General features: G+C 73.6%; 25 protein-coding genes. 16 read left to right on the forward strand and 9 right to left on the reverse strand.

What is annotated here, in order from left to right; all coding sequences use genetic code 11:
- Both ACPXCB_RS15375 and ACPXCB_RS15380 read left to right on the forward strand, forming a co-directional pair.
- The coding region (locus ACPXCB_RS15375) for an ATP-binding protein (protein WP_425875955.1) at positions 1 to 2,380 on the forward strand (2,380 nt) is incomplete at its 5' end.
- Positions 2,377 to 2,931, forward strand: a complete 555-nt coding sequence (locus ACPXCB_RS15380; protein WP_151455014.1) for a response regulator — start codon at positions 2,377 to 2,379, stop codon at positions 2,929 to 2,931. The genes ACPXCB_RS15375 and ACPXCB_RS15380, both read left to right, overlap by 4 nt.
- Before the next feature lie 130 nt (positions 2,932 to 3,061).
- Here ACPXCB_RS15380 and ACPXCB_RS15385 read toward each other — a convergent pair whose 3' ends face one another.
- Positions 3,062 to 3,397 carry an STAS domain-containing protein gene (locus ACPXCB_RS15385; protein WP_089002478.1) on the reverse strand — a complete coding sequence of 112 codons (336 nt, stop codon included), beginning with the start codon at positions 3,395 to 3,397 and terminating at the stop codon, positions 3,062 to 3,064.
- Positions 3,398 to 3,619: 222 nt separating this feature from the next.
- Here ACPXCB_RS15385 and hemL point away from each other — a divergent pair, with 222 nt between their 5' ends.
- The 7 genes from hemL (at position 3,620) to ACPXCB_RS15420 (ending at position 9,900) form a co-directional block, all read left to right on the forward strand.
- Positions 3,620 to 4,957 (forward strand): glutamate-1-semialdehyde 2,1-aminomutase, encoded by a 1,338-nt coding sequence (hemL, locus tag ACPXCB_RS15390; RefSeq protein WP_425875957.1) that lies wholly within the window; start codon positions 3,620 to 3,622, stop codon positions 4,955 to 4,957.
- A 6-nt stretch (positions 4,958 to 4,963) separates the two neighbouring features.
- A complete protein-coding gene (locus ACPXCB_RS15395) occupies positions 4,964 to 5,611 on the forward strand; it encodes a histidine phosphatase family protein (protein ID WP_311412215.1) in 648 nt (215 codons plus the stop codon).
- Positions 5,611 to 6,186, forward strand: a complete 576-nt coding sequence (locus ACPXCB_RS15400) for a TlpA family protein disulfide reductase (protein WP_425875959.1) — start codon at positions 5,611 to 5,613, stop codon at positions 6,184 to 6,186. The genes ACPXCB_RS15395 and ACPXCB_RS15400 overlap by 1 nt, the downstream gene beginning before the upstream one ends.
- Positions 6,186 to 7,037: a cytochrome c biogenesis CcdA family protein gene (locus ACPXCB_RS15405; RefSeq protein WP_425875961.1), complete on the forward strand. Its 852-nt coding sequence runs from the start codon at positions 6,186 to 6,188 to the stop codon at positions 7,035 to 7,037. The genes ACPXCB_RS15400 and ACPXCB_RS15405 overlap by 1 nt, the downstream gene beginning before the upstream one ends.
- Positions 7,037 to 8,701: a cytochrome c biogenesis protein ResB gene (resB, locus tag ACPXCB_RS15410; RefSeq protein WP_425875962.1), complete on the forward strand. Its 1,665-nt coding sequence runs from the start codon at positions 7,037 to 7,039 to the stop codon at positions 8,699 to 8,701. Before ACPXCB_RS15405 ends, resB begins: the two co-directional genes overlap by 1 nt.
- Positions 8,701 to 9,678 (forward strand): c-type cytochrome biogenesis protein CcsB, encoded by a 978-nt coding sequence (gene ccsB, locus ACPXCB_RS15415; protein WP_425875964.1) that lies wholly within the window; start codon positions 8,701 to 8,703, stop codon positions 9,676 to 9,678. The genes resB and ccsB overlap by 1 nt, the downstream gene beginning before the upstream one ends.
- Before the next feature lie 72 nt (positions 9,679 to 9,750).
- The gene (locus ACPXCB_RS15420) at positions 9,751 to 9,900 is read left to right on the forward strand and encodes a hypothetical protein (RefSeq protein ID WP_425875965.1); all 150 of its coding nucleotides are present in this window, start codon (positions 9,751 to 9,753) and stop codon (positions 9,898 to 9,900) included.
- A gap of 95 nt (positions 9,901 to 9,995) precedes the next feature.
- On the opposite strand, the gene ACPXCB_RS15425 is transcribed toward ACPXCB_RS15420, so the two are convergent.
- Entirely contained in the window at positions 9,996 to 10,472 is a 477-nt protein-coding gene (locus tag ACPXCB_RS15425; RefSeq protein ID WP_425875967.1) for a MarR family winged helix-turn-helix transcriptional regulator, read from the reverse strand.
- Positions 10,473 to 10,586: 114 nt separating this feature from the next.
- Here ACPXCB_RS15425 and ACPXCB_RS15430 point away from each other — a divergent pair, with 114 nt between their 5' ends.
- Complete coding sequence (locus ACPXCB_RS15430) at positions 10,587 to 11,144, forward strand: carboxymuconolactone decarboxylase family protein (protein WP_425875969.1); 558 nt, start codon at positions 10,587 to 10,589, stop codon at positions 11,142 to 11,144.
- Between the two features lie 97 nt (positions 11,145 to 11,241).
- Here the strand turns inward: ACPXCB_RS15430 and ACPXCB_RS15435 are convergent, their stop codons facing one another.
- On the reverse strand, positions 11,242 to 12,591 hold the full coding sequence (locus ACPXCB_RS15435; RefSeq protein WP_425875971.1) for a hypothetical protein: 1,350 nt from the start codon (positions 12,589 to 12,591) through the stop codon (positions 11,242 to 11,244).
- Positions 12,592 to 12,839: 248 nt separating this feature from the next.
- Here ACPXCB_RS15435 and ACPXCB_RS15440 point away from each other — a divergent pair, with 248 nt between their 5' ends.
- Positions 12,840 to 14,300, forward strand: a complete 1,461-nt coding sequence (locus ACPXCB_RS15440) for a menaquinone biosynthesis decarboxylase (protein ID WP_425875973.1) — start codon at positions 12,840 to 12,842, stop codon at positions 14,298 to 14,300.
- Positions 14,300 to 15,211 (forward strand): menaquinone biosynthesis prenyltransferase MqnP, encoded by a 912-nt coding sequence (gene mqnP / locus ACPXCB_RS15445; protein ID WP_425875974.1) that lies wholly within the window; start codon positions 14,300 to 14,302, stop codon positions 15,209 to 15,211. Before ACPXCB_RS15440 ends, mqnP begins: the two co-directional genes overlap by 1 nt.
- A gap of 4 nt (positions 15,212 to 15,215) precedes the next feature.
- Here the strand turns inward: mqnP and ACPXCB_RS15450 are convergent, their stop codons facing one another.
- Positions 15,216 to 16,217: a terpene synthase family protein gene (locus ACPXCB_RS15450; protein WP_425875975.1), complete on the reverse strand. Its 1,002-nt coding sequence runs from the start codon at positions 16,215 to 16,217 to the stop codon at positions 15,216 to 15,218.
- 195 nt (positions 16,218 to 16,412) lie between these two features.
- On the opposite strand from ACPXCB_RS15450, the gene ACPXCB_RS15455 reads away from it, so the two are divergent.
- Entirely contained in the window at positions 16,413 to 17,042 is a 630-nt protein-coding gene (locus ACPXCB_RS15455) for a UbiX family flavin prenyltransferase (protein WP_132232192.1), read from the forward strand.
- Between the two features lie 66 nt (positions 17,043 to 17,108).
- Here the strand turns inward: ACPXCB_RS15455 and ACPXCB_RS15460 are convergent, their stop codons facing one another.
- Positions 17,109 to 17,375: a BldC family transcriptional regulator gene (locus tag ACPXCB_RS15460; RefSeq protein ID WP_089002465.1), complete on the reverse strand. Its 267-nt coding sequence runs from the start codon at positions 17,373 to 17,375 to the stop codon at positions 17,109 to 17,111.
- A 268-nt stretch (positions 17,376 to 17,643) separates the two neighbouring features.
- Here ACPXCB_RS15460 and ACPXCB_RS15465 point away from each other — a divergent pair, with 268 nt between their 5' ends.
- The 3 genes from ACPXCB_RS15465 (at position 17,644) to ACPXCB_RS15475 (ending at position 20,204) form a co-directional block, all read left to right on the forward strand.
- Positions 17,644 to 18,102: an Lrp/AsnC family transcriptional regulator gene (locus tag ACPXCB_RS15465; RefSeq protein ID WP_425875977.1), complete on the forward strand. Its 459-nt coding sequence runs from the start codon at positions 17,644 to 17,646 to the stop codon at positions 18,100 to 18,102.
- A gap of 160 nt (positions 18,103 to 18,262) precedes the next feature.
- A complete protein-coding gene (locus ACPXCB_RS15470; RefSeq protein ID WP_425875979.1) occupies positions 18,263 to 19,090 on the forward strand; it encodes an SDR family NAD(P)-dependent oxidoreductase in 828 nt (275 codons plus the stop codon).
- Between the two features lie 22 nt (positions 19,091 to 19,112).
- Positions 19,113 to 20,204, forward strand: a complete 1,092-nt coding sequence (locus ACPXCB_RS15475) for a PLP-dependent cysteine synthase family protein (RefSeq protein ID WP_425875981.1) — start codon at positions 19,113 to 19,115, stop codon at positions 20,202 to 20,204.
- 102 nt (positions 20,205 to 20,306) lie between these two features.
- On the opposite strand, the gene ACPXCB_RS15480 is transcribed toward ACPXCB_RS15475, so the two are convergent.
- The 4 genes from ACPXCB_RS15480 to ACPXCB_RS15495 form a co-directional block, all read right to left on the reverse strand.
- Positions 20,307 to 20,936, reverse strand: a complete 630-nt coding sequence (locus ACPXCB_RS15480) for a putative glycolipid-binding domain-containing protein (RefSeq protein WP_425875983.1) — start codon at positions 20,934 to 20,936, stop codon at positions 20,307 to 20,309.
- Positions 20,937 to 21,036: 100 nt separating this feature from the next.
- The gene (locus tag ACPXCB_RS15485; protein WP_425876177.1) at positions 21,037 to 22,506 is read right to left on the reverse strand and encodes a DEAD/DEAH box helicase; all 1,470 of its coding nucleotides are present in this window, start codon (positions 22,504 to 22,506) and stop codon (positions 21,037 to 21,039) included.
- 301 nt (positions 22,507 to 22,807) lie between these two features.
- Positions 22,808 to 24,082: a hypothetical protein gene (locus ACPXCB_RS15490; protein ID WP_425875984.1), complete on the reverse strand. Its 1,275-nt coding sequence runs from the start codon at positions 24,080 to 24,082 to the stop codon at positions 22,808 to 22,810.
- A gap of 303 nt (positions 24,083 to 24,385) precedes the next feature.
- On the reverse strand, positions 24,386 to 25,975 hold the full coding sequence (locus tag ACPXCB_RS15495; protein WP_425875986.1) for a C40 family peptidase: 1,590 nt from the start codon (positions 25,973 to 25,975) through the stop codon (positions 24,386 to 24,388).
- Positions 25,976 to 26,012: the final 37 nt, after the last annotated feature.

Raw genomic sequence — 26,012 nt, forward strand, 5'->3', positions numbered from 1 at the left:
GAACCTGACGTCGCAGGTGCGCAACATCGCCTCGGTCACCACGGCGGTGGCGAAGGGCGACCTGTCGCAGAAGATCACGGTCGACGCCCAGGGCGAGATCCTGGAGCTGAAGTCCACGGTCAACACGATGGTGGACCAGCTGTCGTCGTTCGCCGACGAGGTCACCCGGGTCGCCCGCGAGGTGGGCAGCGAGGGCAAGCTCGGCGGCCAGGCCCAGGTCAAGGGCGTCTCCGGCACGTGGCGGGACCTCACCGAGAACGTCAACCAGCTCGCCTCGACCCTCACCACCCAGCTGCGCGCCATCGCGCAGGTCTCCACCTCGGTGACCCGGGGCGACCTGACCCAGCGGATCGCGGTCAAGGCGCAGGGCGAGGTCGCCGAGCTGAAGGACAACATCAACCAGATGATCGTCACCCTCCGGGAGACGACCAAGAAGAACGCCGAGCAGGGCTGGCTCGACTCGAACCTGGCCCGGATCGGCGGCCTCCTCCAGGGACAGCGCGACCTCGGCGAGGTCTGCCGCATGATCATGATGGAGGTGACCCCGCTGGTCGACGCGCAGCTCGGCGCGTTCTTCCTGGCGGACACGTCCGAGGGCGTGATGCGGCTGCGGTTGACCGCCTCGTACGGCTACGTCGCCCGGGGGCACGAGGTCACCTTCGGCCCCGGCGAGGGGCTGGTCGGGCAGGCCGCCCTGTCCCGCCGCACCATCCGGATGGGCGGGGCGCCGGACGGCAAGCTGATGCTCCGCTCCGGGCTCGCCGATACCCCGCCGGCCGACCTGGTCGTACTGCCCGTGCTCTTCGAGGGTGAGCTGCTCGGGGTCATCGAGTTCGCCAGCGTGGCGGCCTTCTCCGAGCTGCACCTGTCGTTCCTGGAGCGGCTCGTGCTCACCACCGGCGTCGCCGTCAACACCATCCAGGCCAACCGGCGTACGGAGGAACTGCTCGCGCAGTCCCAGCGGCTCGCCCACGAGATGCAGGAGCAGTCGGCGGAACTCCAGCGCACCAACGCCGAGCTGGAGGACAAGGCGCAGCTGCTCTCGGAGCAGAAGGGCAACATCGAGACGAAGAACCGGGAGATCGAGCTGGCCCGGCTCGGCCTGGAGGAGAAGGCCCAGCAGCTCACGCGGGCGTCGGCGTACAAGTCGGAGTTCCTGGCCAACATGAGCCACGAGCTGCGTACGCCGCTGAACTCGCTGCTGCTGCTGGCCCGGCTGCTGGCCGAGAACTCGGAGCAGAACCTCACGCCGAAGCAGATCGAGTTCGCCCGGACGATCCACGGCGCCGGCTCCGACCTGCTGTCGCTGATCGACGACATCCTGGACCTGTCCAAGATCGAGGCGGGGCGGATGGACGTCGAGCCCACCGCCGTCCGGTTCGACGAGATCCGCGGGTACGTGGAGCAGGCGTTCGCGCCGCAGGCCGAGGAGAAGGGCCTGGACTTCCAGGTACGGATCAGCAAGGACCTGCCGGAGGCGCTGGTCACCGACGCCCAGCGGCTCCAGCAGATCCTGCGCAACCTGCTCTCCAACGCGGTCAAGTTCACCGACAACGGGGCGGTGACGCTGCGGATCGCCCCGGCGCCCGACAACACGGTCTTCGACGTGCCGGCCCTGACCAACGCACAGCAGGTCATCGCGTTCACCGTGGTCGACACCGGCATCGGCATCTCAGACGACAAGCTGTCGCTGATCTTCGAGGCGTTCCAGCAGGCCGACGGCACCACCAGCCGTCGCTACGGCGGTACGGGGCTGGGACTGTCGATCAGCCGGGACCTGGCCCGGCTGCTGGGCGGCAGCATCGTGGTGGCGTCGGCGCCCGGCCAGGGCTCGACGTTCACCCTCTTCGTACCGGACGTGCTCGCCCCGGACGCGGTGGTGGCGCCGCTGCCGCCGTCACCGGCGCGGGCCGGACTGCCGTCCTCGCTGCTCATGCCCCCGCCGGAGCTGCCCGAGCCGGCCTCCACGCCGGCCACCCGGCGGCTGGAGGGCACCACCGTGCTCATCGTCGACGACGACGTCCGGAACGTCTTCGCGCTGACCAGCGCGTTGGAACTGCACGGCCTGACCGTGTTGTACTCGGACAACGGGGCGGACGGCGTCCGCCTGCTGGCCGAGCATCCGGAGGTGGACATCGTCCTGATGGATGCGATGATGCCTGATCAGGACGGGTACGAGACGACCCGACAGATCAGGCGCAACCACCGGTTCGCCGACCTGCCGATCGTCTTCCTGACCGCCAAGGCCATGCCCGGCGACCGTGAGTCGGCGCTGGCGGCCGGGGGAAGTGACTACATCACCAAGCCCGTCGACCTGGACGAGTTGATCGAACTCATGTCGTCCTGGATCAGCGGCAGCCGAACCGAGGAGAGTTCGTGACCCAGATGGCAAAGGCGCTGCTGGTGGACGACCGCCGGGAGAACCTGATGGCACTGGAGGCGATTCTCCAGGGCCTGCCGGTCCAGTCCGTCGCCGTGGAGAGCGGCGAGGCGGCCCTGAAGCAGCTGCTGGTCGACGACTTCGCGGTGATCCTGCTGGACGCCCAGATGCCGGACATGGACGGCTTCGAGACGGCCAGCCACATCAAGCGCCGCGAGCGTACGCGGCACGTGCCGATCATCTTCCTCACCGCCGCCGACCGGGACGCCCAGCTCGCGCTGCGCGGTTACGCGGTCGGCGCGGTCGACTACCTGACCAAGCCGTTCGACCCGTGGGTGCTGCGGGCCAAGGTGTCGGTCTTCGTCGAGCTGTGGGTGAAGACCCGGCAGCTCGCCGCCCAGTCGGATCTGGTGCGGGACCGGGACGCGCAGCTACGGGTGCTGACCGACGCGGTCGACGAGGCCACCGCGATGCTGCGCCTGGACGATCAGGATTCCCGCGACCGCGCGGTGCAGCTCCTGGAACAGGCCCGCTGGGGCAACACCCCCTGACCCAGGTGTCGAGACCACGCCGGGCGGGCTGACGCGCGCAGGCGCGATCCTGGTAGCTGGCGGCCCCAGGGGTCGAAACGCGCCAAGATCGCGCCGCCTGTGCCGCCGCACCACAGCGGGCGGGCGGGAGTCAGCCCGTGGTCTGGTCGTTGCGGATCATCAGGGCGCTGCGCAGGCCGGTGATGTCCAGGACGCGGAGCAGGAAGTCGCCGACGTTGGTCAGGATCAGCAGGCTCTGCGCGTGGCTGGCCTTGCGACTGAGTACGACGAGGGTGCCCAGGCCCTGTGAGTCGCAGAAGGTGACCCCGCCGAGGTCGAGCACGATGCGCGGCGGCGGCTCGGCGAGAACCTCGTTGACGACGGTCGACAGCTGGGCGGCCGTGAGCATGTCGATCTCACCGGCCAGGCGAAGCACAGCTTCGTCGCCCGTCCGGTGTAGCGTGATGGACAGTTCGGCACGATCCACCGGGTCAGCCTAGCGCGATCCGGGCCACCCGGCCCGTCGAGCGGTGGCGACCGAGCCGACCGGGCGCGACGACACGCTCCCGAGGAGGTCTGAACGGGCACGTCCCGCGCCGCGGACGTGACGCCGCCGGGACGGCGGTGAGGGCCGACCCGGGTGAGCCTGGTAACCCCGGTACGGGGTGCCTGCCGATTCGCCGCCCGACGCTGACACAATGGCGGCATCGTGACCGATATGTTTCCCGCCGGATCTGGCCGCTACCCGGCCGAAGCACCGGCCTCCGAGGCCCTGTTCGACCGCGCCAAGGCCATCGTGCCCGGCGGGGTGAACTCTCCCGTGCGCGCGTTCCGTGCCGTCGGCGGCACGCCGCGCTTCATGGTCCGGGGGGAGGGGCCCTGGCTCTACGACGCCGACGACCGGCGCTACGTCGACCTGGTCTCCTCCTGGGGCCCGCTGATCCTCGGCCACGCACACCCGGAGGTCGTGGACGCGATCAGGTCGGCCGCGACCCGGGGCACCAGCTTCGGCACCCCCACCCCGGGCGAGGTCGAGCTGGCCGCCGAGATCGTCGACCGCACGCCGGTCGAGCAGGTCCGGCTGGTCAACTCCGGTACCGAGGCCACCATGTCGGCGATCCGGCTGGCGCGCGGCTTCACCGGCCGCCCCCGGATCGTCAAGTTCTCCGGCTGCTACCACGGGCACTCCGACGGCCTGCTGGCTGCCGCCGGCTCGGGCGTGGCCACCCTCGGCCTGCCCGACTCGCCGGGCGTGACCGGGGCGGCGGCGGGTGACACGATCGTGCTGCCGTACAACGACGTCGCCGCCGTGGAGCAGGCGTTCGCCGCCGAGGGCCAGCACATCGCCGCGATCATCACCGAGGCCGCCGCCGGCAACATGGGCGTGGTCGCCCCGCGCGACGGCTTCAACTCCCAGCTCGCCCGGATCGCGCACGCGCACGGGGCGCTGCTCATCGTCGACGAGGTGATGACCGGGTTCCGGGTCTCCCGCGCCGGCTGGCACGGCCTCGACCCCTCCGACGCCGACCTGTGGACGTACGGCAAGGTCATGGGTGGTGGGCTGCCGGCCGCGGCGTTCGGCGGGCGCGCGGAGATCATGGAGCGACTGGCCCCCGCCGGCCCGGTCTACCAGGCCGGCACCCTCTCCGGTAACCCGCTGGCCTGCGCCGCCGGCCTGGCCACCCTGCGGCTGGCCGACGAGGCGCTCTACCGCAAGCTCGACGACACGGCCGCCGTCGTGGGCAGGCTCGCCGCGGAGGCGCTGGCCGCCGCCGGGGTTCCGCACCGGCTGTCGTACGCGGGAAACATGTTCTCGGTCTTCTTCACCGACGCCGACGTGGTCGACTACGACAGCGCCCGCACCCAGCAGGTGCCGGCGTTCAAGGCGTTCTTCCACGTGATGCTCGCCGGCGGCGTCTACCTGCCGCCGAGCGCGTTCGAGGCGTGGTTCGTGTCTGCGGCGCTGGACGACGCCGCTCTGGAGCAGATCGCCGCCGCCCTGCCGGTGGCGGCCAACGCTGCGGCAGCGGCAGGTCACGGGGGGTAGCGTACGTTGAGCAAGACGGTGGTCCACGTGCTGCGGCACGGCGAGGTACACAACCCGGACGGCATCCTCTACGGCCGGCTGCCGGGCTTCCGGCTCTCCGAGCTCGGCGTGCAGATGGCCAAGGCCGCCGCGCAGGGGCTGGCCGAGCGGGAGGTCGTGCACGTGGTGGCCAGCCCGCTGGAGCGCGCCCAGCAGACGGCCGAGCCGATCGCCGCGCAGTTCGGGCTGCCGGTCGGCGTGGACGAGCGGCTCATCGAGAGCGCCAACTGGTTCGAGGGCAAGAAGGTCTCGCCCGGCGACGGCTCGTTCCGCGACCCGCGTAACTGGTGGGTGTTGCGGGACCCGGTCACCCCGTCCTGGGGCGAGGCGTACCGGGCCATCGCGGAGCGGATGTTCGCCGCCCTGAACGCCGCCCGGGTGGCGGCCGAGGGGCGCGAGGCCGTGCTGGTCTCCCACCAACTGCCGATCTGGACGCTGCGCCGCCACGTCGAGCGCAAGCGGCTCTGGCACGACCCGCGCAAGCGCCAGTGCGGGCTGGCCAGCCTCACCTCCTTCCACTTCGACGGCGCCAAGGTGGTCGGCATCGGCTATTCCGAGCCGGCCGCGCACCTGATCGCGATGTCGCCGACAGCCAGGACGGCCAAGGGGGCCTGATGAACGCCCGGAGGTTCACCGCGGGACTGCTCGCCACCGTCGCGGCGGTGGCCTTGGCCGGTTGCTCGTCGCGGGACCGGGAAGAGGCCTGCGACAACTCCGGCGGCATCATCGAGTGCGCCCCCGACCAGCGTTCCGCCGCCCCGAAGCTCGCCGGTGAGCTGCTCACCGGCGGCAGCCACGACGCGGCCCGGGACCGTGGCCAGGTCGTGGTGGTCAACTTCTGGGGCTCGTGGTGCGCGCCGTGCCGGGCCGAGGCCGACGACCTGGAGAACACCTACCAGGCCACGAAGGGCTCCGGGGTGACTTTCCTGGGCATCAACATCCAGGACCAGCGGGACAAGGCGCTCGCGTTCGAGGAGAGCTTCAAGGTCACCTACCCGAGCCTCTTCGACCCGCCGAGCCGGCTGGCGCTGGCCCTGGACATCCCGCCGAACACCATTCCGGCCACCGTCGTGCTGGACCGCGACGGCCGCATCGCCGTGGTGATCCGCGCGGCGGTGAAGCAGGAGGGCCTCCAGCCCATCGTCGAGCGGATCGCGGCCGAGAAGTCCGCCCCCAACGGTTCCCGCTGATGGGCGAGACGTTCTCCGAACTCGCCCAGTCGGGTCCGCTGCTGCTCGCCATCGGCGCGGCGGCGCTCGCGGGGTTGGTCAGCTTCCTCTCCCCGTGCGTGCTCCCGCTGGTGCCGGGCTACCTGTCGTACGTCACCGGCCTCGCCGGCGCCGACCTCGAAACCCGCCGCCCGCAGGTGGGGAAGGGCTCGTCGGCAGCGGAAGGGCCCCCGTCCGACAGCGCCGGTGGCGGGGTGGCGGTGCGGGAGCGCACCGAACCGACGAGGGCCGCGGTCAAGGGCCGGGTGCTCGCCGGCACGCTGCTCTTCATCGCCGGCTTCACCGTCGTCTTCACCGCCACCGCGATCCTCTTCGCCAGCGTCGGCCGGGTCTTCTTCGAGTACGAGCGGACGCTGGAGATCGTCATCGGCGCGCTGATCGTCGTGCTCGGGCTGAGCTACCTCGGACTGGTCCCCGGGTTGCAGCGGGAGTTCCGGATCCAGCGGCTGCCCGCCGCCGGGCTGCTCGGCGCGCCGGTGTTCGGCGCGGTCTTCGCGCTCAGCTGGGTGCCCTGCGCCGGCCCGACGCTCGGCGCGGTGATGGGCATGGCGACCGTCAACGGGCAGACCGACCGGGCCGTGGTGCTCGCTCTGGCGTACTGCGTGGGGCTGGGGGTGCCGTTCGTCGTCTTCGGGCTGGGCTTCGAGCGGCTGCTCGGGGTGTTCCGGGCGGTCCGGCGCAACAGCCGCTGGGTCACCCGGGTGGGCGGGGCACTGCTGATCCTGATCGGCCTCGCGCTGGTCACCGGCGGCTGGACGAACTTCGTGATCTGGTTGCAGACCACCGTCGGGGTGGGCGAGGTGAGCATCTGATGACCGCCGTCGACGAGCGGCCGGCACCGCCGGCCGAGGCTCCCCGGCGCCGGCCCAACCGCCTGCTGGCCCTGCTGCGCAACTCGTGGCGGCAGCTCACCAGCATGCGTACGGCCCTGGTGTTGCTCTTCCTGCTCGCGGTGGCCGCCATTCCCGGCTCGGTGCTGCCGCAGCGCGGGGTCAACCCGGAGGACGTGCGGGACTACTTCACCGCGCACCCCGACCTGGCCCCGGTGCTGGACCGGATCGGCGCCTTCGAGGCGTTCGGTTCGGTCTGGTTCTCCGCGATCTACCTGCTGCTCTTCACCTCGCTGATCGGCTGCATCACGCCCCGGCTGCGTGACCACGTGCGGGCGCTGCGGTCGAAGCCGCCGGCCGCGCCGAGGCGGCTGGACCGGCTGCCGCAGCACACCGTGCTGTCCGCGCCCGAGGGGGGCGCGGCGGCGATCGCGGAGGTGCTGCGCCGGCGGCGCTGGCGGGTGGTGGTCCGCGGCGACGAGGTCTCCGCCGAGAAGGGCTACCTCAAGGAGACCGGCAACCTGCTCTTCCACAGCTCGTTGGTGCTCGTGCTGGTCGGCGTCGCGCTCGGCTCCTGGTATGGCTGGAGCGGCAACAAGCTGCTGGTGGCCGGCAAGGACAACGCCTTCTGCAACACCCGCCAGCAGTACGCCGAGAGCAAGCTCGGCCCCCGCGTCAGCAGCGCCGACCTGCCCGGCTTCTGCATCCAGCTCGACGACTTCGAGGCCCGGTTCCTGGAGTCCGGTCAGCCTGATTTCTACCAGGCCAGGGTGACCGTGGACGGGGCCGACGGCGAGCGGCGGCCGGCCGAATTCTCGGTCAACTCCCCGCTGCGCCTCGACGGCGCGAACGTCTACCTGCTGGGCCACGGCTACGCCCCGGTGATCCGCTACACCGACCGGTTCGGCAAGAGCCAGACCAGCAACTTCCCGTTCCTGACCACCCGCGACGTCGGGCTGACCAGCGAGGGGCTGGCGGCGTTCCCGGACATCAACGTCGACCCGGCCACGGGCAAGCGGGACGCGAACCTCCAGATGGCCTTCTCCGGTCTCTACCTGCCGACGGCGCCGGCCGCCGCGCCGTTCGTCCGCTCCGAGTACCCGACGGAGCGCAATCCCGCGCTGAACCTCGTCGCCTACCGGGGCAACCTGGGCATGGACGCCGGCATCCCCGGCTCGGTCTACAAGCTGGACCAGCGGCAGGTGAATGCCGGCAAGGTCAAGGAGGTCGGCACGAAGCTGCTCCGCAAGGGCGAGACCTGGAAGCTGGACGACGGCACCACGCTCGAGTTCCTGGGCACCGTGCCGTACGTCACGCTGTCGGTCCGCTACGACCCCGGCTCGACGCTGCTGCTGGTCAGCTCCGCCGTCCTGCTGGTCGGGCTGATGGGCTCGCTGTTCGGGCGGCGTCGCCGGGTCTTCTTCCGGGTGCTGCCGGCCGGTGCCGCCGACCCCACGAGTGGATCTCCGACGAGCGGTAGTAGTTTGGTCGAGGCCGGTGGCCTGCCGCGCACCGACCATCCCGGGTTCGCCGACGAGTTCGCGCAGCTCGTGGCCGCCGTCGGCGGCGACGGGCGGTCGGACGAGGAGGCCGGTGTCGACCGCGACGGCGGCGACCGGGCCGGAGCGCGAGAAGGAGCCGAGTGATGTCCGCACTCTCCGACCAGTTGGTGTCGTTCGCGATCCTGGCGTACCTGATCGCGATGATCAGCCACGCCGTCGAGTACGCGCTGGGCAACTCCCGCGCCCGGGTCGCCGCGGCACCCGTCCGCGAGCTGGTCGGCGCTGGCGTCGGCGCGGCCGGGGGCAGCACCCCCGACGCGCCTGTCGACACCGGCGCGGCGGCGGCCGAGCGTACGGCCCGACGCGCCCGGTCGGGCGGCCTGGTCGCCGTAGCGGCCACCGCGCTCGGGGCGCTGCTGCACCTCGGGGCGCTGGTCACGCGCGGTCTCGCCGCCGACCGGATGCCCTGGGGCAACATGTACGAGTTCGTGCTCACGGGCACCTGGATCGGGGTCGCCGCCTGGCTGGTGGTGCTCTGGAAGCGCCCGCAGCTGCGCCGCCTCGGGCTGTTCATGTCGCTGGTGATGGTGCTGCTGGTGGCGACCGCCGAGCTGGTGCTCTACACCCCGATCGTGCCGCTGGTGCCGGCGCTCAACTCGTACTGGTTCGTCATCCACGTCTCGACGATCGTCTTCGCCTCCGGCATCTTCCTGCTGGGCGCGGTGCCGGCGGTGGCGTTCCTGATGCGCTCCGGCTACGAGCAGGGCCGGCGCAGCTTCCCGTACACGCTGGCGAAGCGGCTGCCGGCGGCGGCGGCGCTGGAGCGGCTGACCTTCGTGCTGCACGCCTTCGCGTTCCCGGTCTTCACCTTCGCGGTGATCGCCGGGGCGATCTGGGCCGAGGCGGCCTGGGGGCGGCCGTGGGGCTGGGACCCGAAGGAGACCTGGTCGTTCATCTCCTGGGTGATCTACGCCGGCTACCTGCACGCCCGGGCCACCCCGAGCGTGAAGCGGAACGTCGCGACCTGGCTCGCCGTCGTCGGCTTCCTCACCATGCTGATGAACCTCTTCGGCGTGAACATCTTCTTCGAGGGCCTGCACTCCTACGGCGGCCTGGACTGAGCCAGCCCCCGCAAGACGTATAACCGCGGCGCGGACGTCTGGCGGCGCTCCCAGCCCCGGTATGCCAGCGTGGTGCCCGTCGCCCGCCCCGGGCTCGACGCGCGAGGCGCGCGGCTGCTGCTGGCCAGCGTCGAGGGGTTCACCGCCGAACTGCGGCAGCTCGCCGTCCACCGACCCGATGTGGTGCTGGTCGATCCTGAACGGCTCTACTCCGGCGCGTAGGCGCGAGACCGAGAAGCCGCGACCGGGCGGTCAGGCCGCGTCGTCGCCGCTGGTCGCCGCGTAGGCGCGCGGGCGTGGGCTCCCCGGGCCGGGGGTCAGCCGCCGAACCAGCCGGGCACGTCGAGGCGGAACGGGTTGGCCGGGGTGACCGCGCGCAGGTCGTCCTCCAGGGCGGCGACCCGGTCGGGGCCGAGGGTGGCGGCCCACCGCTGCCGGAGCTGGTCGAAGACGGCCGCCGAGCGGCGCAGGCCGTCCAGGCCGTGCGGGGTCGCCCGGACCAGCTTGCGCCGGGCGTCGCGCGGGTCGTCGGCGCGCTCCAGGTAACCGAGGGCGACCAGCCGGTCCACCGTCTTGCCGGCCGCCTGCTTGGAGACGCCGAGCCGCTGGCCCAGCTCCGTGGCGGTGGTGCCCTCGGCGCCGACGGCCTGGAGGACGAAGCCGTGCAGCGGCCGCAGCTCCGGGTGTCCCTGCCGGGCCAGCTCCGCGTGCAGGTCGTCGATGAGCGTACGGAAGCCGGCCAGCAGCAGCAGGGGCAGCAGGAAGCCGGGCCGGTCGGGGTCAGCCGTTGCCACGTTCGACAACCCCGTTTACTATTTCGACAACCACGTTGACGATCCTACGTCACGCGCGGCGCGTCGCCGATCGGGCCGCGCCGGCCGTCCCCGACCCCCGAGAGCAGGCTTGCCGTGCCCCCGTTCACCGCGCACACCGCCGACACCGCACCCGCCGCCGCCCGGCCGACCATCGAGGGCGTACGCCGCAGGCTCGGGCACCTGCCCGCCGCGGTCGGCCTGATGGCCGAGTCCCCGGAACTGCTCACCGGGTTCCTCACCGTCAACGGCATTTTCGAGAAGTGCGCCCTCGACCCGGTCGAGCGGGAGGTCGTCGTCATGACGGTCGCCACCCGCAACGAGTGCCACCTCTGCGTCGCCATGCACACCGCCGCCCTCGCCCGGCACGGCGCGACGCCCGAGCTGATCGACGCGCTGCGCGCCGGCACGCCGCTGCCCGACAACCGGCTGGAGGCGCTGCGGTGCTTCACCCTCGCCGTGCTCGACCACCGGGGCGCGGTTCCCGAGGACGGGATCGCCACCTTCCTGGCGGCCGGCTACCAACCCCGGCACGCCCTGGACGTGGTGCTCGGCGTCGGCACGTACACCATCTCCACCCTGGCCAACCGGCTCACCGGCGCGCCGCTCGACGCGCCCCTGGCCGCGTACGCCTGGAAGCCGACCGCCCGCTGACGAACCTGTGCAGCCGAGGGCGGGAAGGCCGGCCACGGTATGCCCGGGGCCGGCCCTACCCGTCGGCCCACCTCCGTCGAGGGGCGCCGTTCTCCGGTCAGCCGAGGGTGACCGGGGCGGCGTTGTCGGCCGGATCGTCGTCCGGACGCGGGTAGTCGTAGTACGACCTGACCTCGCCGGGGGCGCCCGCGGGCCCGTCGATCCGCAGGTCGAACGGAACCGTGAAGCTCTGCCCGGCGGGGAACACCGCCCCCAGCCAGCAGACCCAGGACGTCGGAGCGCCGCCCTCGTCGTCGCCGGTCGGCGAGCAGCCGGGAGGGGTGGCCAGCACGGTCACGCCGGCCGGTGGGGTGAAGAGGAACCCGCCGGCGTTGCCACCGGAGACGGTGCCGTCCGGCACACCCGGACCGTCGTTGCGGATCCCCACGGTCACCCGCACGGTGGCACCGACGGCACCGGTGACGGTGGCGCCGACGGCGACGACGTCGAAGGCTCCGTGGATGTCGCGCAGGTAGGTCCCGCCGCCGGGGCCGGTGGCGGTGACCGGATCGAGCGTCCCGCCGACCGGCCGCAGCCGGAGCGCGCGATCGGCCTCCCGGCGGGTCAGCCGCACATTGCCGGGCAGCGGCCCCGCAGTGGCCAGCGGCTCCACGAACTGGGTGATGCGCTTGTCGCCGAGGGCGGCCGGACCGACCGTGGTCGCGAGGCCGTTCCGCAGTTCGTGCCGGATCCCGGGCGCGAACGTGCCCCGCACGGTGCAGACCACCACCGTGGCGAGCACCGGATCGGTGCCGTACCGGCAGTTCCGGTAGCTGGCCGGTTGCAGGCCGACCGGAAAGCGGAAGGTCACCCGGAGATCCTCGGCCGGCTGGTCACCGGCGTTGACCACGGCCACGGGCACGGCGTGGACGTCGCCGACCTCGGCGCCCGAGACGTACTCGTCGACCAGGTCGAGAACGTCGGCGCCGGACCGCACGCTGACGGTCGCCTGCTGGGTGTACGGCTCCAGCCCGTCGGCCCGCACCGTGTAGTCCAGCGTGCCGGTCGCGCCGTCGACGGCGCCCGAGGCGGCGCGGAACACCACCGGCACCGTGCCGTTGACGGTGCCGTACTCGTCCGGGGTCGCCTCCGGCGGCATCGGGCAGGTCACCGAGGTGCCCTCCGTGACACACCAGTTGGGGAAGCTGGCCGTGGCGACGCCGGCGAGACCGGTCAGGTCGACGGTGACCCGGGGAGCGGTCGCGCCGCTGCTACTCAGGTCCAGCGGTGCCGTCCGGCCGGGCGCACCGGCCGCGCCGACGGTGAGGTCGTTGAGCCAGCCGCTGACCCAGCCGGGGTCGGTCCGCGCGGCGGCCGGGCCGGCCACCGTGCCGACGCCCGCCGTGACGACGGCCAGCACCGTCAGCGCGCGCAGCACGCTGCCGCGCGGGAAGCGCACAGTTGTCATCGATCTCCTTCGTGGGGGTGGGCCGGTCCGCGGAGCCGCGGCGGAGCATCACCGCCGGCCCGGTCGGCGGACCTGATCCTAGTGAGCGCCGGCCGCCCGATCCGGCCCGCTGAAGCGACGATGTTCGATGGCGTGGACTCCGCCGGCAGAAGCGACCCGGCTGTTCCCGCGCCGCCGTACCGGTGGATCGCCGGTGTCACACCACCCGGCGTGGTCGCCGCCCAGGTCCGTGCGGGAGACTGGCAGGCATGGCGGCTCGTGGCTTCCCGTACACCGATCTCAAGGACTTCCTCGCGGCGCTGGAGCGCGCGGGCGAGCTGCGGCGGGTGAGCGCGCCGGTCGATCCCACCCTGGAGATCAGCGAGATCGTCACCCGGACGGTCCGCGCGGGCGGCCCGGCGCTGCTCTTCGAGCGGCCCACCCGGGGCGAGATGCCGGTGGTGATCAACCTCTTCGGCACCGAGAAGCGGATGGCGATGGCGCTCGGCGTCGAGAACCTCGACGAGATCGGCGAGCGGCTCGGCAACATGCTCAAGCCGGAGTTGCCGGTGGGCCTCTCCGGGATGATGGACGGCCTGGGCAAGGTCAGGCAGCTCACGTCGATGCCGCCGAAGAAGGTCAGGACCGCCCCCTGCCAGCAGGTGGTCTACCGGGGCGACGACGTCGACCTGAACCGGCTGCCGGGGTTGCAGGTCTGGCCGGGTGACGGCGGGATCTTCCACAACTTCGGGCTGACCCACACGAAGCACCCGGAGACCGGCAAGCGCAACCTGGGGCTGTACCGGTTGCAGCAGCACTCGCGCAACAGCATCGGCATGCACTGGCAGATCCACAAGAACTCCACGGCGCACCACGCGGTCGCCGAGCGGCTCGGTCAGCGCCTGCCGGTGGCGATCGCCATCGGCACCGACCCGGCGGTGGCGTACTCGGCCAGCGCGCCGCTCCCCGCCGACATCGACGAATACCTGTTCGCCGGGTACCTGCGCGGCGAGCGGGTCGAGATGGTGGACTGCCTGACCGTCCCGTTGCAGGTGCCGGCGCACGCGCAGATCGTCCTGGAGGGCTACATCGAGCCGGGCGAGCGGCTCCCGGAGGGCCCGTTCGGCGACCACACCGGCTTCTACACGCCGGTCGAGCCCTTCCCGGTGATGCACATCGAGTGCATGACCACGCAGCGCGACCCGGTCTACCACTCGATCGTCACGTCGCAGCCGCCGCAGGAGGACCACGGCCTCGGCAAGGCCACCGAGCGGATCTTCGCGCCGCTGCTGCGCTTCCTGATCCCGGACATCGTCGACTACGACCTGCCCGCCGCCGGGGTCTTCCACAACTGCGCGATCGTGTCGATCCGCAAGCGCTACCCGAAGCACGCCCAGAAGGTCATGAACGCGATCTGGGGCGCGCACATGATGTCGCTGACCAAGCTGATCGTGATCGTCGACGAGGACTGCGACGTGCACGACTACAACGAGGTCGCCTTCCGCGCCTTCGGCAACGTCGACTACGCCCGCGACCTGCTGCTCACCGAGGGCCCGGTGGACCACCTCGACCACGCCTCCTACCAGCAGTTCTGGGGCGGCAAGGCGGGGGTCGACGCGACCCGCAAGCTGCCCGAGGAGGGCTACAGCCGGGGCTGGCCGGAGGAGATGCGGATGGCCCCGGAGGTCGTCTCCCTGGTCGACAAGCGCTGGAAGGAGTACGGCATCTGATGGCCACCGCCGTCGAACCGGTGCAGGGGCCGGGCCGGGTGAAGTCCTTCCTCAAGCTGGTGGCGATCGAGCACTCCGTGTTCGCGCTGCCGTTCGCGTACCTGTCGGCGTTCACCGCCATGCAGGTCGACGGCGGGCGGGTCCGGTGGCTGGACCTGCTGCTGATCACCGTGGCGATGGTCGGCGCGCGGACGTTCGCGATGGCCGCCAACCGGATCCTGGACCGGCGGATCGACGCGCGGAACCCGCGTACCGCCGGCCGGGAGCTGGTCACCGGGGCGGTCAGCGTGCGGACGGCCTGGACCGGCGCGGCGGTCGCGCTCGTGGTCTTCCTCGCCGCCGCCGCCCTGCTCAATCCGCTCTGCCTGGTGCTCGCGCCGCTCGCCGTGGTGCCGCTGGTCGTCTACCCGTACGGCAAGCGGTTCACCAACTGGCCGCACGCCATCCTGGCCGTCGCCCAGGCCGTCGGCCCGGTCGGCGCCTGGCTGGGCGTCACCGGCACCCTCGACGGCTCCTGGCCGGCGTGGCTGCTCGGCGTGGCCGTCGGCCTCTGGATCGGCGGGTTCGACCTGATCTACGCCTGCCAGGACGCCGAGGTGGACCGGCAGATCGGCGTGCACAGCGTGCCGGCCCGCTACGGGCTGCGGTTCGCGCTGCACGCCTCCACCGTCGCGCACGTGGTGACGTTCGCGCTGTTCGTCTGGTTCGGGGCGCTGGTCGGCTTCGGCTGGCTCTGGTGGGTGGGTCTGGCGCTGACCGCCGTCGCCTTCGGCTACCAGCACCTGGTGGTCAGCCCGACCGACCTGAGCAAGGTCAACCGGGCCTTCTTCACCGCCAACGGCTTCGTCGGCATCGCGCTGTTCGTCTTCGCCCTGCTCGACCTGGTCGTCCGCCTCGGCCTGCGCGCCTGACCGGTCAGGAAGGGGTCCCTCCGCCGGCGGAAGCCTCGACGAGGCGGCCTCCTCCGCCGTAGCGGGTGCTCTCCAGGGTCCAGTCGACGGTGGCCCGGACGGCGTTCGCCACCCCGTCGAGGTGGTCGGCGACCGCCCGGTCCAGCGCCGGGCCGAACGACGGCAGCCCGGCGCGCAGCTCGACGAAGCGCCGCATCGACGCCCGCCAGCGCTCGGCCGTCAGGCCGACCGCGGTCTCCACCGGCACCCGCTGCTCGGCCGCCGTCGCGAGCACCAGGTTGTGCCCGCCGGAGGTGGCCTCGTCGCGCTCCAGCGAGGCGAGGTCGTTGTACCAGGAGAGCAGGTCGTTGCCGGTGTCGGCGATCTCCCGCAGCAGCGGGTGGTGGTGGACCGGGTCGGGCAGCGGGCGGCCGGTGACGAACTCCACCAGCGGATACGACACGTACGCGGCGGAGGTGGCGCGCCGCAGCGCGACGTACTCGGCGACGCCGGGGCGGCGGCCGGCCGCCTTGTTCGCCGCCTCCCGCCACGTGCCGTCGAGATGGTCGGCGACGGCCCCGGCGAAGCGCAGCCGCCAGCGGGCCGGCATCCGCCGGCGCGGCTCCCGCCACGCGTGCACCAGCAGCCGCCTCAGCGGCCCGGTCAGGCCGGCGTGCCGGAGCCGGGGACCGGCGTGCAGCAGGGTGAGCGCGCCGGCGCGCAGCGCCCGGATCTGGTCGGCGTCGAGCCGGCCCGGCCGGTCGCACGCGTCGTCGACCAGGAAGAACCAGGTGAACAGGGCAGTCAGCGCCCGCAGGTCGGCCTCGGTGGCGCCGGGGTAGAGCCGGCCGGCGTACCGGGCGACGCCGGCGTGCGCCAGCCGTTGCGGCGCCGCGTCGTCAGTCGCCAGGCCGAGGCCCGGCAGCAGGTCGCCGACCAGCCACTCCTGCACCCGGTCGGCGTGCGGCGAGAGCCGGGGCGGGATGGGGCACTCCGACCGTAGCGACCAGAGGACCTCGCCGGTCATCACCGATTCCTCCCCGGGGGCGATCCTGCTTCGCGGGGGAATCGCCACCGGCAGCATGGCAGGCCGCCGGGATGGCCGCGCTCCCGACCCGACATCGCGCCCGTCGGCGCACAACCGACCCCCGAGCGGGACATCACGGACGCTCCGAGCGGGGTGCCCGGCATCGGAAGGGGAGGACCAGGCAGGCTGGAGGGCATGCGCGAACCATGGGTGGTCGGAGTCTCCGGGGCGTCCGGCACGCCGTACGCGGCGGCCGTCGTGCGGGCGCTGCTCGACGCCGGCGAGCCGGTGGACCTGATCGTCTCCCGGGCCGCCCGGCTGACCGTCCTCGACGAGACCGGGCGCCCGTTCCGGGACGCGCACTGGGCCGACGACCTCGCCGCCTGGCTGGGCCGCGACCTGGCGGGAGCCGACGTGCGGCACTGGCCCGCCGGCGACCTCGCCGCCGGCCCGAGCAGCGGCTCCTACCGGGTACGCGGGATGGCGGTGGTCCCGGCGAGCACGGCGGCCTGCGCCGGCATCGCGATCGGGCTCTCCAAGGACCTGTTGCAGCGGGCCGCCGAGGTCAACCTCAAGGAGCGCCGGCCGGTGGTGGTGGTGCCCCGGGAGACGCCGGTGACCCGCAGCCACCTGGAGCATCTGATCGCGCTGCACGACGCCGGAGCGGTGGTGCTGCCGGCCAGCCCCGGCTTCTACGGCGCCGGGGCGGCGGCCTCCGCCCCGCAGCTCGTCGACTTCGTGGCCGGCAAGGTGCTGGACGCCCTCGGCGTACCGCACACGCTGTTCCGTCGCTGGTCGGGTGAGCTGGGCGTGGCGCGGGAGTGACCCGGGCCCGGCTCACCGGGACGCGGACCGGAGCTTCCGTCCGGCCCGCGTGACGATCCGCACCATTCAGTACATGCCGGCGTTGGCCGGGCCCGGCCCGGTCGAGGCGGCCGGCCCCGCGTTACGCGGCTTGCCGACGTCTTCCGCCTCGTCCAACATGCCCTCCCCCTCAAGCAGGGCCCGCACCTCGGATTCCCGAAACCGGCGATGCCCGCCTGGAGTCCGGATGCTGCCTATCCGGCCCGCCGCTGCCCAGCGCGTCACAGTCTTCGGGTCAACCCGAAACAGCGCGGCAACTTCACCCGGTGTCAGCAGGCGATCTCCAGTGTCCACAGCCCCCTCCTCGCGTCGACGAAGCCCCCGGCTGAACACACTGCCCCCGGCCGGTGCGAGCCCAGAGCCGTCATGAGGGACGTATGGCAATTACAGCACCAGCGACCTGGCCTGTCCGCCAAACGCGAAAAACGCACTGAGTGGGAAGTTAGGAAATATTACCTGCGCGCGGCCCCCTTGACTGACGGTTTGCAAGCGACTACACCCTGTCATGTCCAACGCGCGCCGGATGCCCGACGTTACGCCCGGACCGCTAGGGTCACAGTCCGTGGACGCCATCGACCTGAGCCTCGTGGAGTTGCTGCGCGGCAACGCCCGCCTGTCCTACGCCGAGCTGGCCCGGCAGGTAGGCCTCTCCGCGCCCGCCGTGCACGAGCGGGTCGGCAAGCTGGAGTCCAGCGGCGTGATCCGGGCCTACCGGGCGGAGGTGGAGCCCGAGGCGATCGGCTTTGCCGTCACCGCGCTCATCGGGATCGTCGAGGACTCCGGCGGCGACACCGACGACGTGCTGGAAGCCTTCCGGCAGATGCCCGAGATCGAATCCTGCTACTTCATGGCCGGCGTCGAGTCGTTCCTGCTCAAGGCCAGGGTCGGCACCATCGCCGAGTTGGAGCGGCTCATCGTGCGGCTGAACCGGACCCCGGGCGTCGCCTCCACCCGGACCGGCATCGCCCTCTCCACGAAGTGGGAGAACCGGCCACAGGCCCCGGTGCCTCCCACCGCCTGACCCGCCACCCCCGCCCTCCCGACCGCCCCGAGGGCCGCGTCCCGCCACCTCCGGCCGTCGGTCGCCGCACGGCCGCGTTCCGCCACCTGCCCGTCGGCCACCGCACAGCCGCGTCCGGCCGGCCCTGGCGCGCGGTCGCGGGCGGCGATAGCGTGCGCCGATGACGAAGCCAGCCCCCGGGACGGCGGTGGTCACCGGCGCGGCCGGCGGCCTCGGCCGCGCCATCGCCGCCGCGCTGCACGCCGACGGCTGGCCGGTGCTCCTCACCGACCACGACGACCAGGCGGTGGCCCGTGCCGCCGCCCCGCTGGGCGGCTGGTCGCGCCGGCTGGACGTACGCGACGAGGACGCCTGCGCCGCCGTCGCCGCGGAGGCCGCCGGCCGGGGCGGGCTCGGCCTCTGGGTGAACAACGCGGGGATCCTCGTCACCGGCCCCTCGTGGGAGCACGACGCGGCGACCCGTCGCCGGGTAATCGAGGTCAACGCCCTCGGCGCGATGAACGGCACCCTCGCCGCGCTGACCGTCATGCGGGAACAGGGGCACGGGCACGTGGTCAACGTCGTGTCGTTGGCCGGTCTGGTGGCCGCGCCCGGCGAGACCGTCTACGCGGCCAGCAAGCACGCCCTCGTCGCGTTCAGCATCGGCACCCTCGCCGACCTGCGGCTGGCCGGGCACCGGGGCGTACACGTGTCGTGCCTGTGCCCGGACGGGATCTGGACGCCGATGCTGCACGACCGGCTCGACGACCCGGGCGCCGCGGCCTCCTTCACGGGGACGCTGCTGACCCCCGAGCGGGTGGCCCGGCGGGCCGCGCGGCTGGCCCGGCGGCCCCGCCCGGTGGTCAGCGTCCCCCGCTGGCGCGGCGCGCAGGTCCGGCTCCTCGACGCGCTGCCCGGCGTCGCCGTGCGCCTCGCCCCGCTGATCCTCGCGGCCGGCAGGGCCGGGCAGCGCCGCCAGCGCCGCCGGATCGGGGCCGATACGCGGTGAGTCGGCTTGCTAAGTTTCGAACGTGACTCACATCGACCGGTGCGACGAGGCCAGCCGGCGCTGGGTGACCGAGGCGATCGCCGCCGTGGAGGCGGACGCCAACCGCTCCGCCGACACCCACCTGCTGCCGTTCCCGCTGCCCCGGTCGTGGGGGATCGACCTCTACCTCAAGGACGAGTCGGTGCACCCGACCGGCTCGCTGAAGCACCGGCTGGCCCGTTCGCTCTTCCTCTACGGGCTGTGCAACGGCTGGATCGGCCCGGAGACCACGATCGTGGAGGCGTCCTCCGGCTCGACGGCGGTCTCCGAGGCGTACTTCGCGCGGATGCTGGGGCTGCCGTTCATCGCGGTGATGCCCGCCTCCACCTCGCCGGAGAAGATCACCCAGATCGAGTTCCAGGGTGGCCGCTGCCACCTCGTCGACGACCCGGCCAAGGTGGTCGTGGAGGCCCGCTGGCTGGCGGAGGACTCCGGCGGGCACTTCATGGACCAGTTCACCTACGCCGAGCGCGCCACCGACTGGCGGGGCAACAACAACATCGCCGAGTCGATCTACGCGCAGCTGGCCCTGGAACGGCACCCGGTGCCGGCGTGGGTCGTGGTGGGCGCCGGCACGGGCGGCACCAGCGCCACCATCGGCCGGTACGCCCGCTACCAGCGGCTGCCCACCAAGTTGTGCGTGGTCGACCCGGAGAACTCCGCGTTCTATCCCGCCTGGCAGGCCGCCGACTGGTCGGTGCGCACCGGGCGGGGTTCCCGCATCGAGGGGATCGGCCGGCCGACCGTCGAGGCGTCGTTCGTGCCGTCGGTGGTGGACCGGATGGTCCAGGTGCCCGACGCTGCCTCCCTGGCCGCCATGCGCGCCGGGTCGGCCGTGCTCGGCCGCCGGGTGGGCGGCTCGACCGGCACCAACCTGTGGGGCGCCTTCGGGCTGATCGCGGAGCTGCTCGCCGAGGGCCGCACCGGCTCGGTGGTCACGCTGATCTGCGACGCCGGCGACCGCTACGCCGACACCTACTACTCCGACGACTGGCTGGCCGCCCAGGGACTGGACCCGACCCCGCACCTGGCGACCGTCGAGCGCTTCCTCAGCACGGGCGCCTGGCCGGCCTGAGCCGCCTCGCGGGCCTGAGCCGGGCGGGATGGCTGAGCCGGCGGGGGGTGGCTGGGCCAGCCTGGCCGGCCCGGGTCGTCGGGGGAGGCGTCCGCAGCCCGGTCAGCGCGGGTCGACGCGCTCGGCCAGCCCGGGGTAACGCACCACGTAGCCGTCGCCGTCGAGGTCGATGTCGGCGGTGAAGGTGTCGCTGGTGAAGCGGACCCGGCCGGGGCCGAGCGGGGTGTAGACCTGCTCGGCGGGCAGCACCAGCAGGCTGGGCACCAGCACCCAGGCGACGTCGATCCGGTGCGGGGTGTCGGCCGCGGCGCGGGGCAGCCCGAGCCGGCGCACCGGTAGCGCGTTGAACAGCGCCGCCCCGCCGAGGTCGACGTCCACCGCCCCGGCCAGCCGGTCCGGGTCGTCGGTGCCGGGCAGCCCGACCGGCGGGTGGCCGGCCGCCCGCAGCGCCGCGTCCAGGTCACCCTGCTCGGCGGTGGTCACCCGCCACCCGTCGGTCACCCGCTCCAGGCGTACGCTCCGCAGCCACCCGGTGCCCTCCGCCTCGACCTCGGCGCGGAGGGTGGCCCACTCCGGGTCGGTGGCGAGCTGGTAGCGGCAGGTGTAGGGAATCGGGTCGACGGCCGTGAGCGTGCCCCGCGCCGTCAGCCCACGGCCGTCGTCGAACAGCGCGTGCTCCGCGCCGGCGGTGTCCGTCCGGGTCCAGAAGAGCGACTTCGGCATGGTCGGCATGAGCCGGACGTTACGCGACCCGGCCGACACCGGCAGCGGATGCGCGAACGCCGTCGCGGAGCCTGGGCCCCGCGACGGCGTTCGTGGATGACGCTGTCAGTCAGTGGGTACGCGCCGGCGGACGCCCGCCGAAGCCCCGCCGGTCGTCGCGCGGCCGGTCGTCGCGCCCCCGGCCCTCGGGCCGGAAGCCGCCCCGGTCGCCGAAGCGCCGCTCGCCCTGGGGCCGGTCGCCGTAGCCACGGCTGTCGGTCGGGCGGTCGCCGTAGCGCCGTTCGCCCTGCGGCCGGTCGCCGTAGCGGCGCTCGCCCCGGGTGTCGCGGTCGCCGTAGCGGCGCGGGCCACCCGGCCGGTCGCCGTGCCGGCGCGGCTCCTCGATTTCGATGCGCACCGGGACGCCGCTCGGCTCGCGGGCGCCGATCAGCTCGGCGAGCGCCGGGTCGCCGACCCGCACCCGGGTCTCGGCCGGTGCCACGCCGGCCTTCTCCAGCATGGCCAGCGTGGTCCGCCGCTGCTTCGGCAGCACCAACGTGGCCACCGCGCCGGACTCGCCGGCCCGGGCGGTACGCCCCGCACGGTGCAGGTAGTCCTTCGGGTCCTTCGGCGGGTCGACGTGCAACACCAGCGTCACACCGTCGACGTGGATGCCCCGGGCCGCCACGTCCGTGGCGACCAGGACGTTCACCCGTCCCTCACGGAACTCGGCCAGCGTGCGGGTACGCATCCGCTGGGTCTTGCCGCCGTGCAGCCCGCCCGCCCGTACGCCGACGGCGGCCAGCTGCTCGACCAGCCGGTCGACGCCGAGCTGGGTGCGGGCGAAGACCATCGTCCGACCGTCCCGGGCCGCGATGGACGCGGCGACCGGGAACTTCTCGTGCGGCGGGATCAGCAGCATGTGGTGGTCCATGGTGGACACCGAGGCGGTGGACGGGGCGGTGGAGTGCGTCACCGGGTCGGTCATGAACCGCTTGACCAGCGCGTCGACGTCGCCGTCCAGGGTGGCCGAGAAGAGCAGCCGCTGGGTGCCGGCCGGCGTCTTCGCCAGCAGTTCGGTGACCTCGGGCAGGAAGCCCATGTCGGCCATCTGGTCGGCCTCGTCGAGGACCGTGACCTCGATGTCGTCCAGGTGGCAGACGCCCCGGGCGATCAGGTCGCCCAGCCGGCCCGGGGTGGCCACGATGATCTCCACCCCGCGCCGCAGCGCGTCGATCTGCCGGTCGTACGGCACGCCGCCGACGGCGGTCTTCAGGAACACGCCGACGGCCTTGCCGAGCGGCATCAGCGCGTCGTTGACCTGCATCGCGAGTTCCCGGGTCGGCACCAGGACCAGAGCCCGGGGGCGCAACGGCCGGGCCCGGTTGCGGTCGGCCACCAGGGCCAGCAGGGGCAGGCCGAAGGCCAGGGTCTTGCCGGAGCCGGTCTGGCCCCGGCCGAGGACGTCGCGGCCGGCGAGCGCGTCCGGCATGGTGGCGCGCTGGATCTCGAACGGAGTGGTGATGCCCTGCCGGGCGAGCGCCTGGACCAGCGGCTGGGGCAGCCCCAGCGCGGCGAAGTCGGTGGCCTCGGGCGTCACCGGGGCGGCCGGGGCCTGGACAGTGCCGTCCCGCTCGACGGCGGTCTGCGCGTCGGCGGTGTCGAGGGCGGGCAGGAACGTGCTGGGTTCAGCAAAGGTCGTCAAGAAATACCTTTCGAGCGGGGCGCATCTTCGCGATGGCCTGCCGCAGCTGAACGCCGCCGAATCGCCCGCAAGATCGCCCATGGGCGCGCAGGGCGCGCCGGGTCAGTGATCCCCACCAGTGTACGGCGACACGGCGAACCCGCCACCCGACCACGGACGGGTAGTGGGCGGGCTCACCATCGTCGTCGTACGCGGCTCACTTGTTCAGGACGCCGCCCACCAGCCCACCCACCGTGTCGTTGGCAAGCAGCACGACCAGCACGCTGATCGCCACGAGCAGGCCCAGCGAGGCGGCCAGGACGACCACCACCTTGGTCGTGCTGGAGCGCTGCTCGGTGGGGGTCTCCGTCCAGCCCTGGGCCAGGATGTGCCCGGTCAGCGAGCCGGAGTTCTCCACCGGGTTGTTCGGGAACGAGACGGTGCTGAAGCCCGGGCCCTCGGTGGCGGCTCCGGCACCCGCGCCGTAGATGGTGCCCAGGTCGGGTCCGCCGTCGTAGCGGCCCGCGGGGGCGCCCCCGGCCTGCCCGACGCGCGTGGCCGAGCCGCCGTCGACGCGACCGCTCAGCCGGCGTGCCTCCCGGGGCGCGGTGGCCGGCTCGGCAGCACCTGGCCGGCGGTCACCCGGGTTGGTGGGCGGCGGCCAGCCCGGCAGCGCGGGAGCGGGCACGGCCGGCGGCCCGGACACCGACGGCGAAGAGAACGGCGGCGCGGATGCCGGCGGCGCGGAGAACGACGGCGTGACCGCCGGGGGCGCGGAGAACGGAGGCGCGGAGAACGAGGGCACGACCGCCGGGGGCGCGGAGAACGGCGGCGCGCCCGCGACGGGGCCGGCGCTCGCGGCGGCCGTGAGGGGCGGCGGCGGGAACGGTGGCGCCGGCGTCGGGCCGGGCGGGGGCGGCGGGGCGGGCACCGGCGGCCCGGGTGGCGGCGTGGGCGGACCCGGCACGGGCGGTACCGGGGCCGGCGGCCTGGGCCCCGGCCCTGGAGGCACCGGGCCGGGCGGGTAGGGACCGGGGACCGGCGGCGTCGGGGACGGGACCGGAGGGGCCGGCGACGGCGGGTTCGGACCCGGCACCGGCGGAGTGGGGGCCGGCTCGGGCTCCGGGACGGGCGGGGTCGGCGGCTGCGCCGGCTCCGGCGGCTGGGCGGGCTCCGGCGGCTCCGGGTTGACCGGCGCCGCCCGGTAGATCCGGGCCTCGCCCGTCCGGGAGCGGACGGCCCCGGCCTCGTCGGCCGAGATTCGCCGCATGCCCGGTACGGCGGCGCTGGCCCGCGCCCCCGCCGTGCCCCGCTGCCCGGGGACCGGAGCGGCCGCCGGGGTGGCCGTTCCGGCGGCCCGGTAGGTGGTGCCGGCGCTCGGGCCGGTCGGCGGCACCGCGTCGCTCTCACCGGGCGCGGCGGCGGTGGCCACGGACACCCGGCCGCGGGCCGGCGCCGCGGGCTGTCGGCGTACGTCGTCGGCGGGTGGCACGGTCGACGACCCGGACGACCCGGCTGCGCCGTCGGCTGTGGCCGGCGTCGGTGCGCCGACGGACGTCAGGGGACGCGGTGCCCCGGCACGGCTCCGGTCGGGCGCGGATCCGTGGTCGACCGGCTCTGCCGGAACCTCTTGCTCGGCCATGCTCGCCCTCCGCGCACGCTCGCGCCCGGATCCGCGACATCGGACCGGGCGTGCCTGTCTGTCACCGTGCCACATTCCGGCCCGGCGGCACAGCCGGAGCGTGTTCCGGGGGCGATGTCGGGCCGATCCCGGCGGTCGGCCCGGGGGCCTTGCTCAGCTGCCGGTGCTCGCCGAGGCGGTGGTCGACGTGCTGGCCGAGGTGCTGGCTGCCGGATCGGAACTGCTCCGCGCCGTGGTCGGCGCCACACTGCCGGCCGAGGCGCTCGGCGACGAGGCGTCCGATCTGCTCGGGGACGGCGACGGCGAGGTCGACGTGCTGGGCGTGGCCGTGGGCGAGGGGGTGCCGGTCGGCGTCGGGGACGGCGAGGTCGACGGTGACGTCGACGGGCTCGGCGACGGTGAGGTGGGCGACGGGGTCGGCTTCGGGCTGGTCGGCGGCTTCGTCGCGGGCGGCTTGCTCGGCGTCGGCGTCGGCGAGGGGGTGCTGACCGGCGCGGGCACCGCCCCGATGACGCGGGTGGCGGCGTAGAGGCGCGACCAGCGCACGGTGGAGATCTTCACCACGTCGCCGGTGGTCGGCGCGTGGATCATCTTGCCGCCGCCGACGTACATGCCCATGTGGTGGATCGTCGTCCAGCTGGTGCCGGAGGCGAAGAAGAGCAGGTCACCGGGGAGCAGCGCGGTGCGGGACACGGTGCGGGACCGGGTGGCGTAGTACTGGTCCCGGGAGACCCGGGGCAGCCCGTAGTAGCCCGCCGACCGGTAGGCGGCGTAGATCAGGCCGGAACAGTCGAACCGGTCCGGCCCCTCGGCGGCCCACAGGTAGGGGTCGCCGAGCTGTGCCCTGGCGTACGACAGGGCCTTCAGCGCCGTCGGGTGGGCGGCCAGTCCGTTGGCGGTCTCGTTGCCGAGGTAGCCGGCGCCGAGGCGCTGCTCGGCGGCCTCCTGCTGGCGTTCGATCTCGACGAGCTGGGCGGCGTTGTCCCGCTTCAGCTTGTCCAGTTTCTTCTCGGCCGCGCGCAGGGCCTTCTCGCCGGCGGAGTATTCCGTCCGGGCGCCCGTGAGGCGGGAGTCGGCCGAGACCATCGCCTGGCTGGCGGCCTGCTCGCCGGTGCGGGCCCGGAACACCTCGCCCTGGGCGGCGGTGGTGCCGCCCTCGGCCTTCTCGCCCCGGATGATCCGGGAGAGCCGGCTCAGTTCGTGCAGGTCGTTGGCGAACTCGCCCGGCGGGAGGGCGGCGGCGGCCTTGAAGGCGCCCGCGGCGGCGGCGTCAGCGCTCTCCTGGGCGCGCGCCACCGCGTCCCGGGCGAGGGCGAGGCCGCGCTCGGCGGTGGCGCGCTGCGTCTCGGCCTCGGTGCGCTTCTGCTGGAGCAGGAGCAGCTGGTCACGGAGCTGCCCGACCTGGGCCTCGGCGGCGTAGATCTGGGCGGCGAGCGGGCCGTTGCCGACCGGCACGCCGGGGACCGTGCCCGGCAGCCCCGGGACCGTGCCCGGCAGCCCCGGGACCGTGCCCGGCAGCCCGGGGGCCGGCGTGCCGCCGGGGAGCTGGAGCTGGCCGCTGTAGGACGGCCGGGACCCGGTGTCGGGGACGCTGGTGGGCAGCGACGGGTCGGCCTGGACCGGGTTGGCGAGGACCGTGGCGGCGACGGCGCCGAGCAGGGCGGACCAGAGCGCCGGGCGCAGCACCGGCGAGATCACCGGACTCCGCCGTCGCTGCCGTCGCCCGTGCCTGCTGTCGCCCATTCCGCTCCCCGTCCGGCCTGCGTCGCCGCGCCGGGTG

The organism is Micromonospora sp. DT62, assembly GCF_049847285.1.
In the GTDB taxonomy this organism is placed as follows: domain Bacteria; phylum Actinomycetota; class Actinomycetes; order Mycobacteriales; family Micromonosporaceae; genus Micromonospora; species Micromonospora reichwaldensis.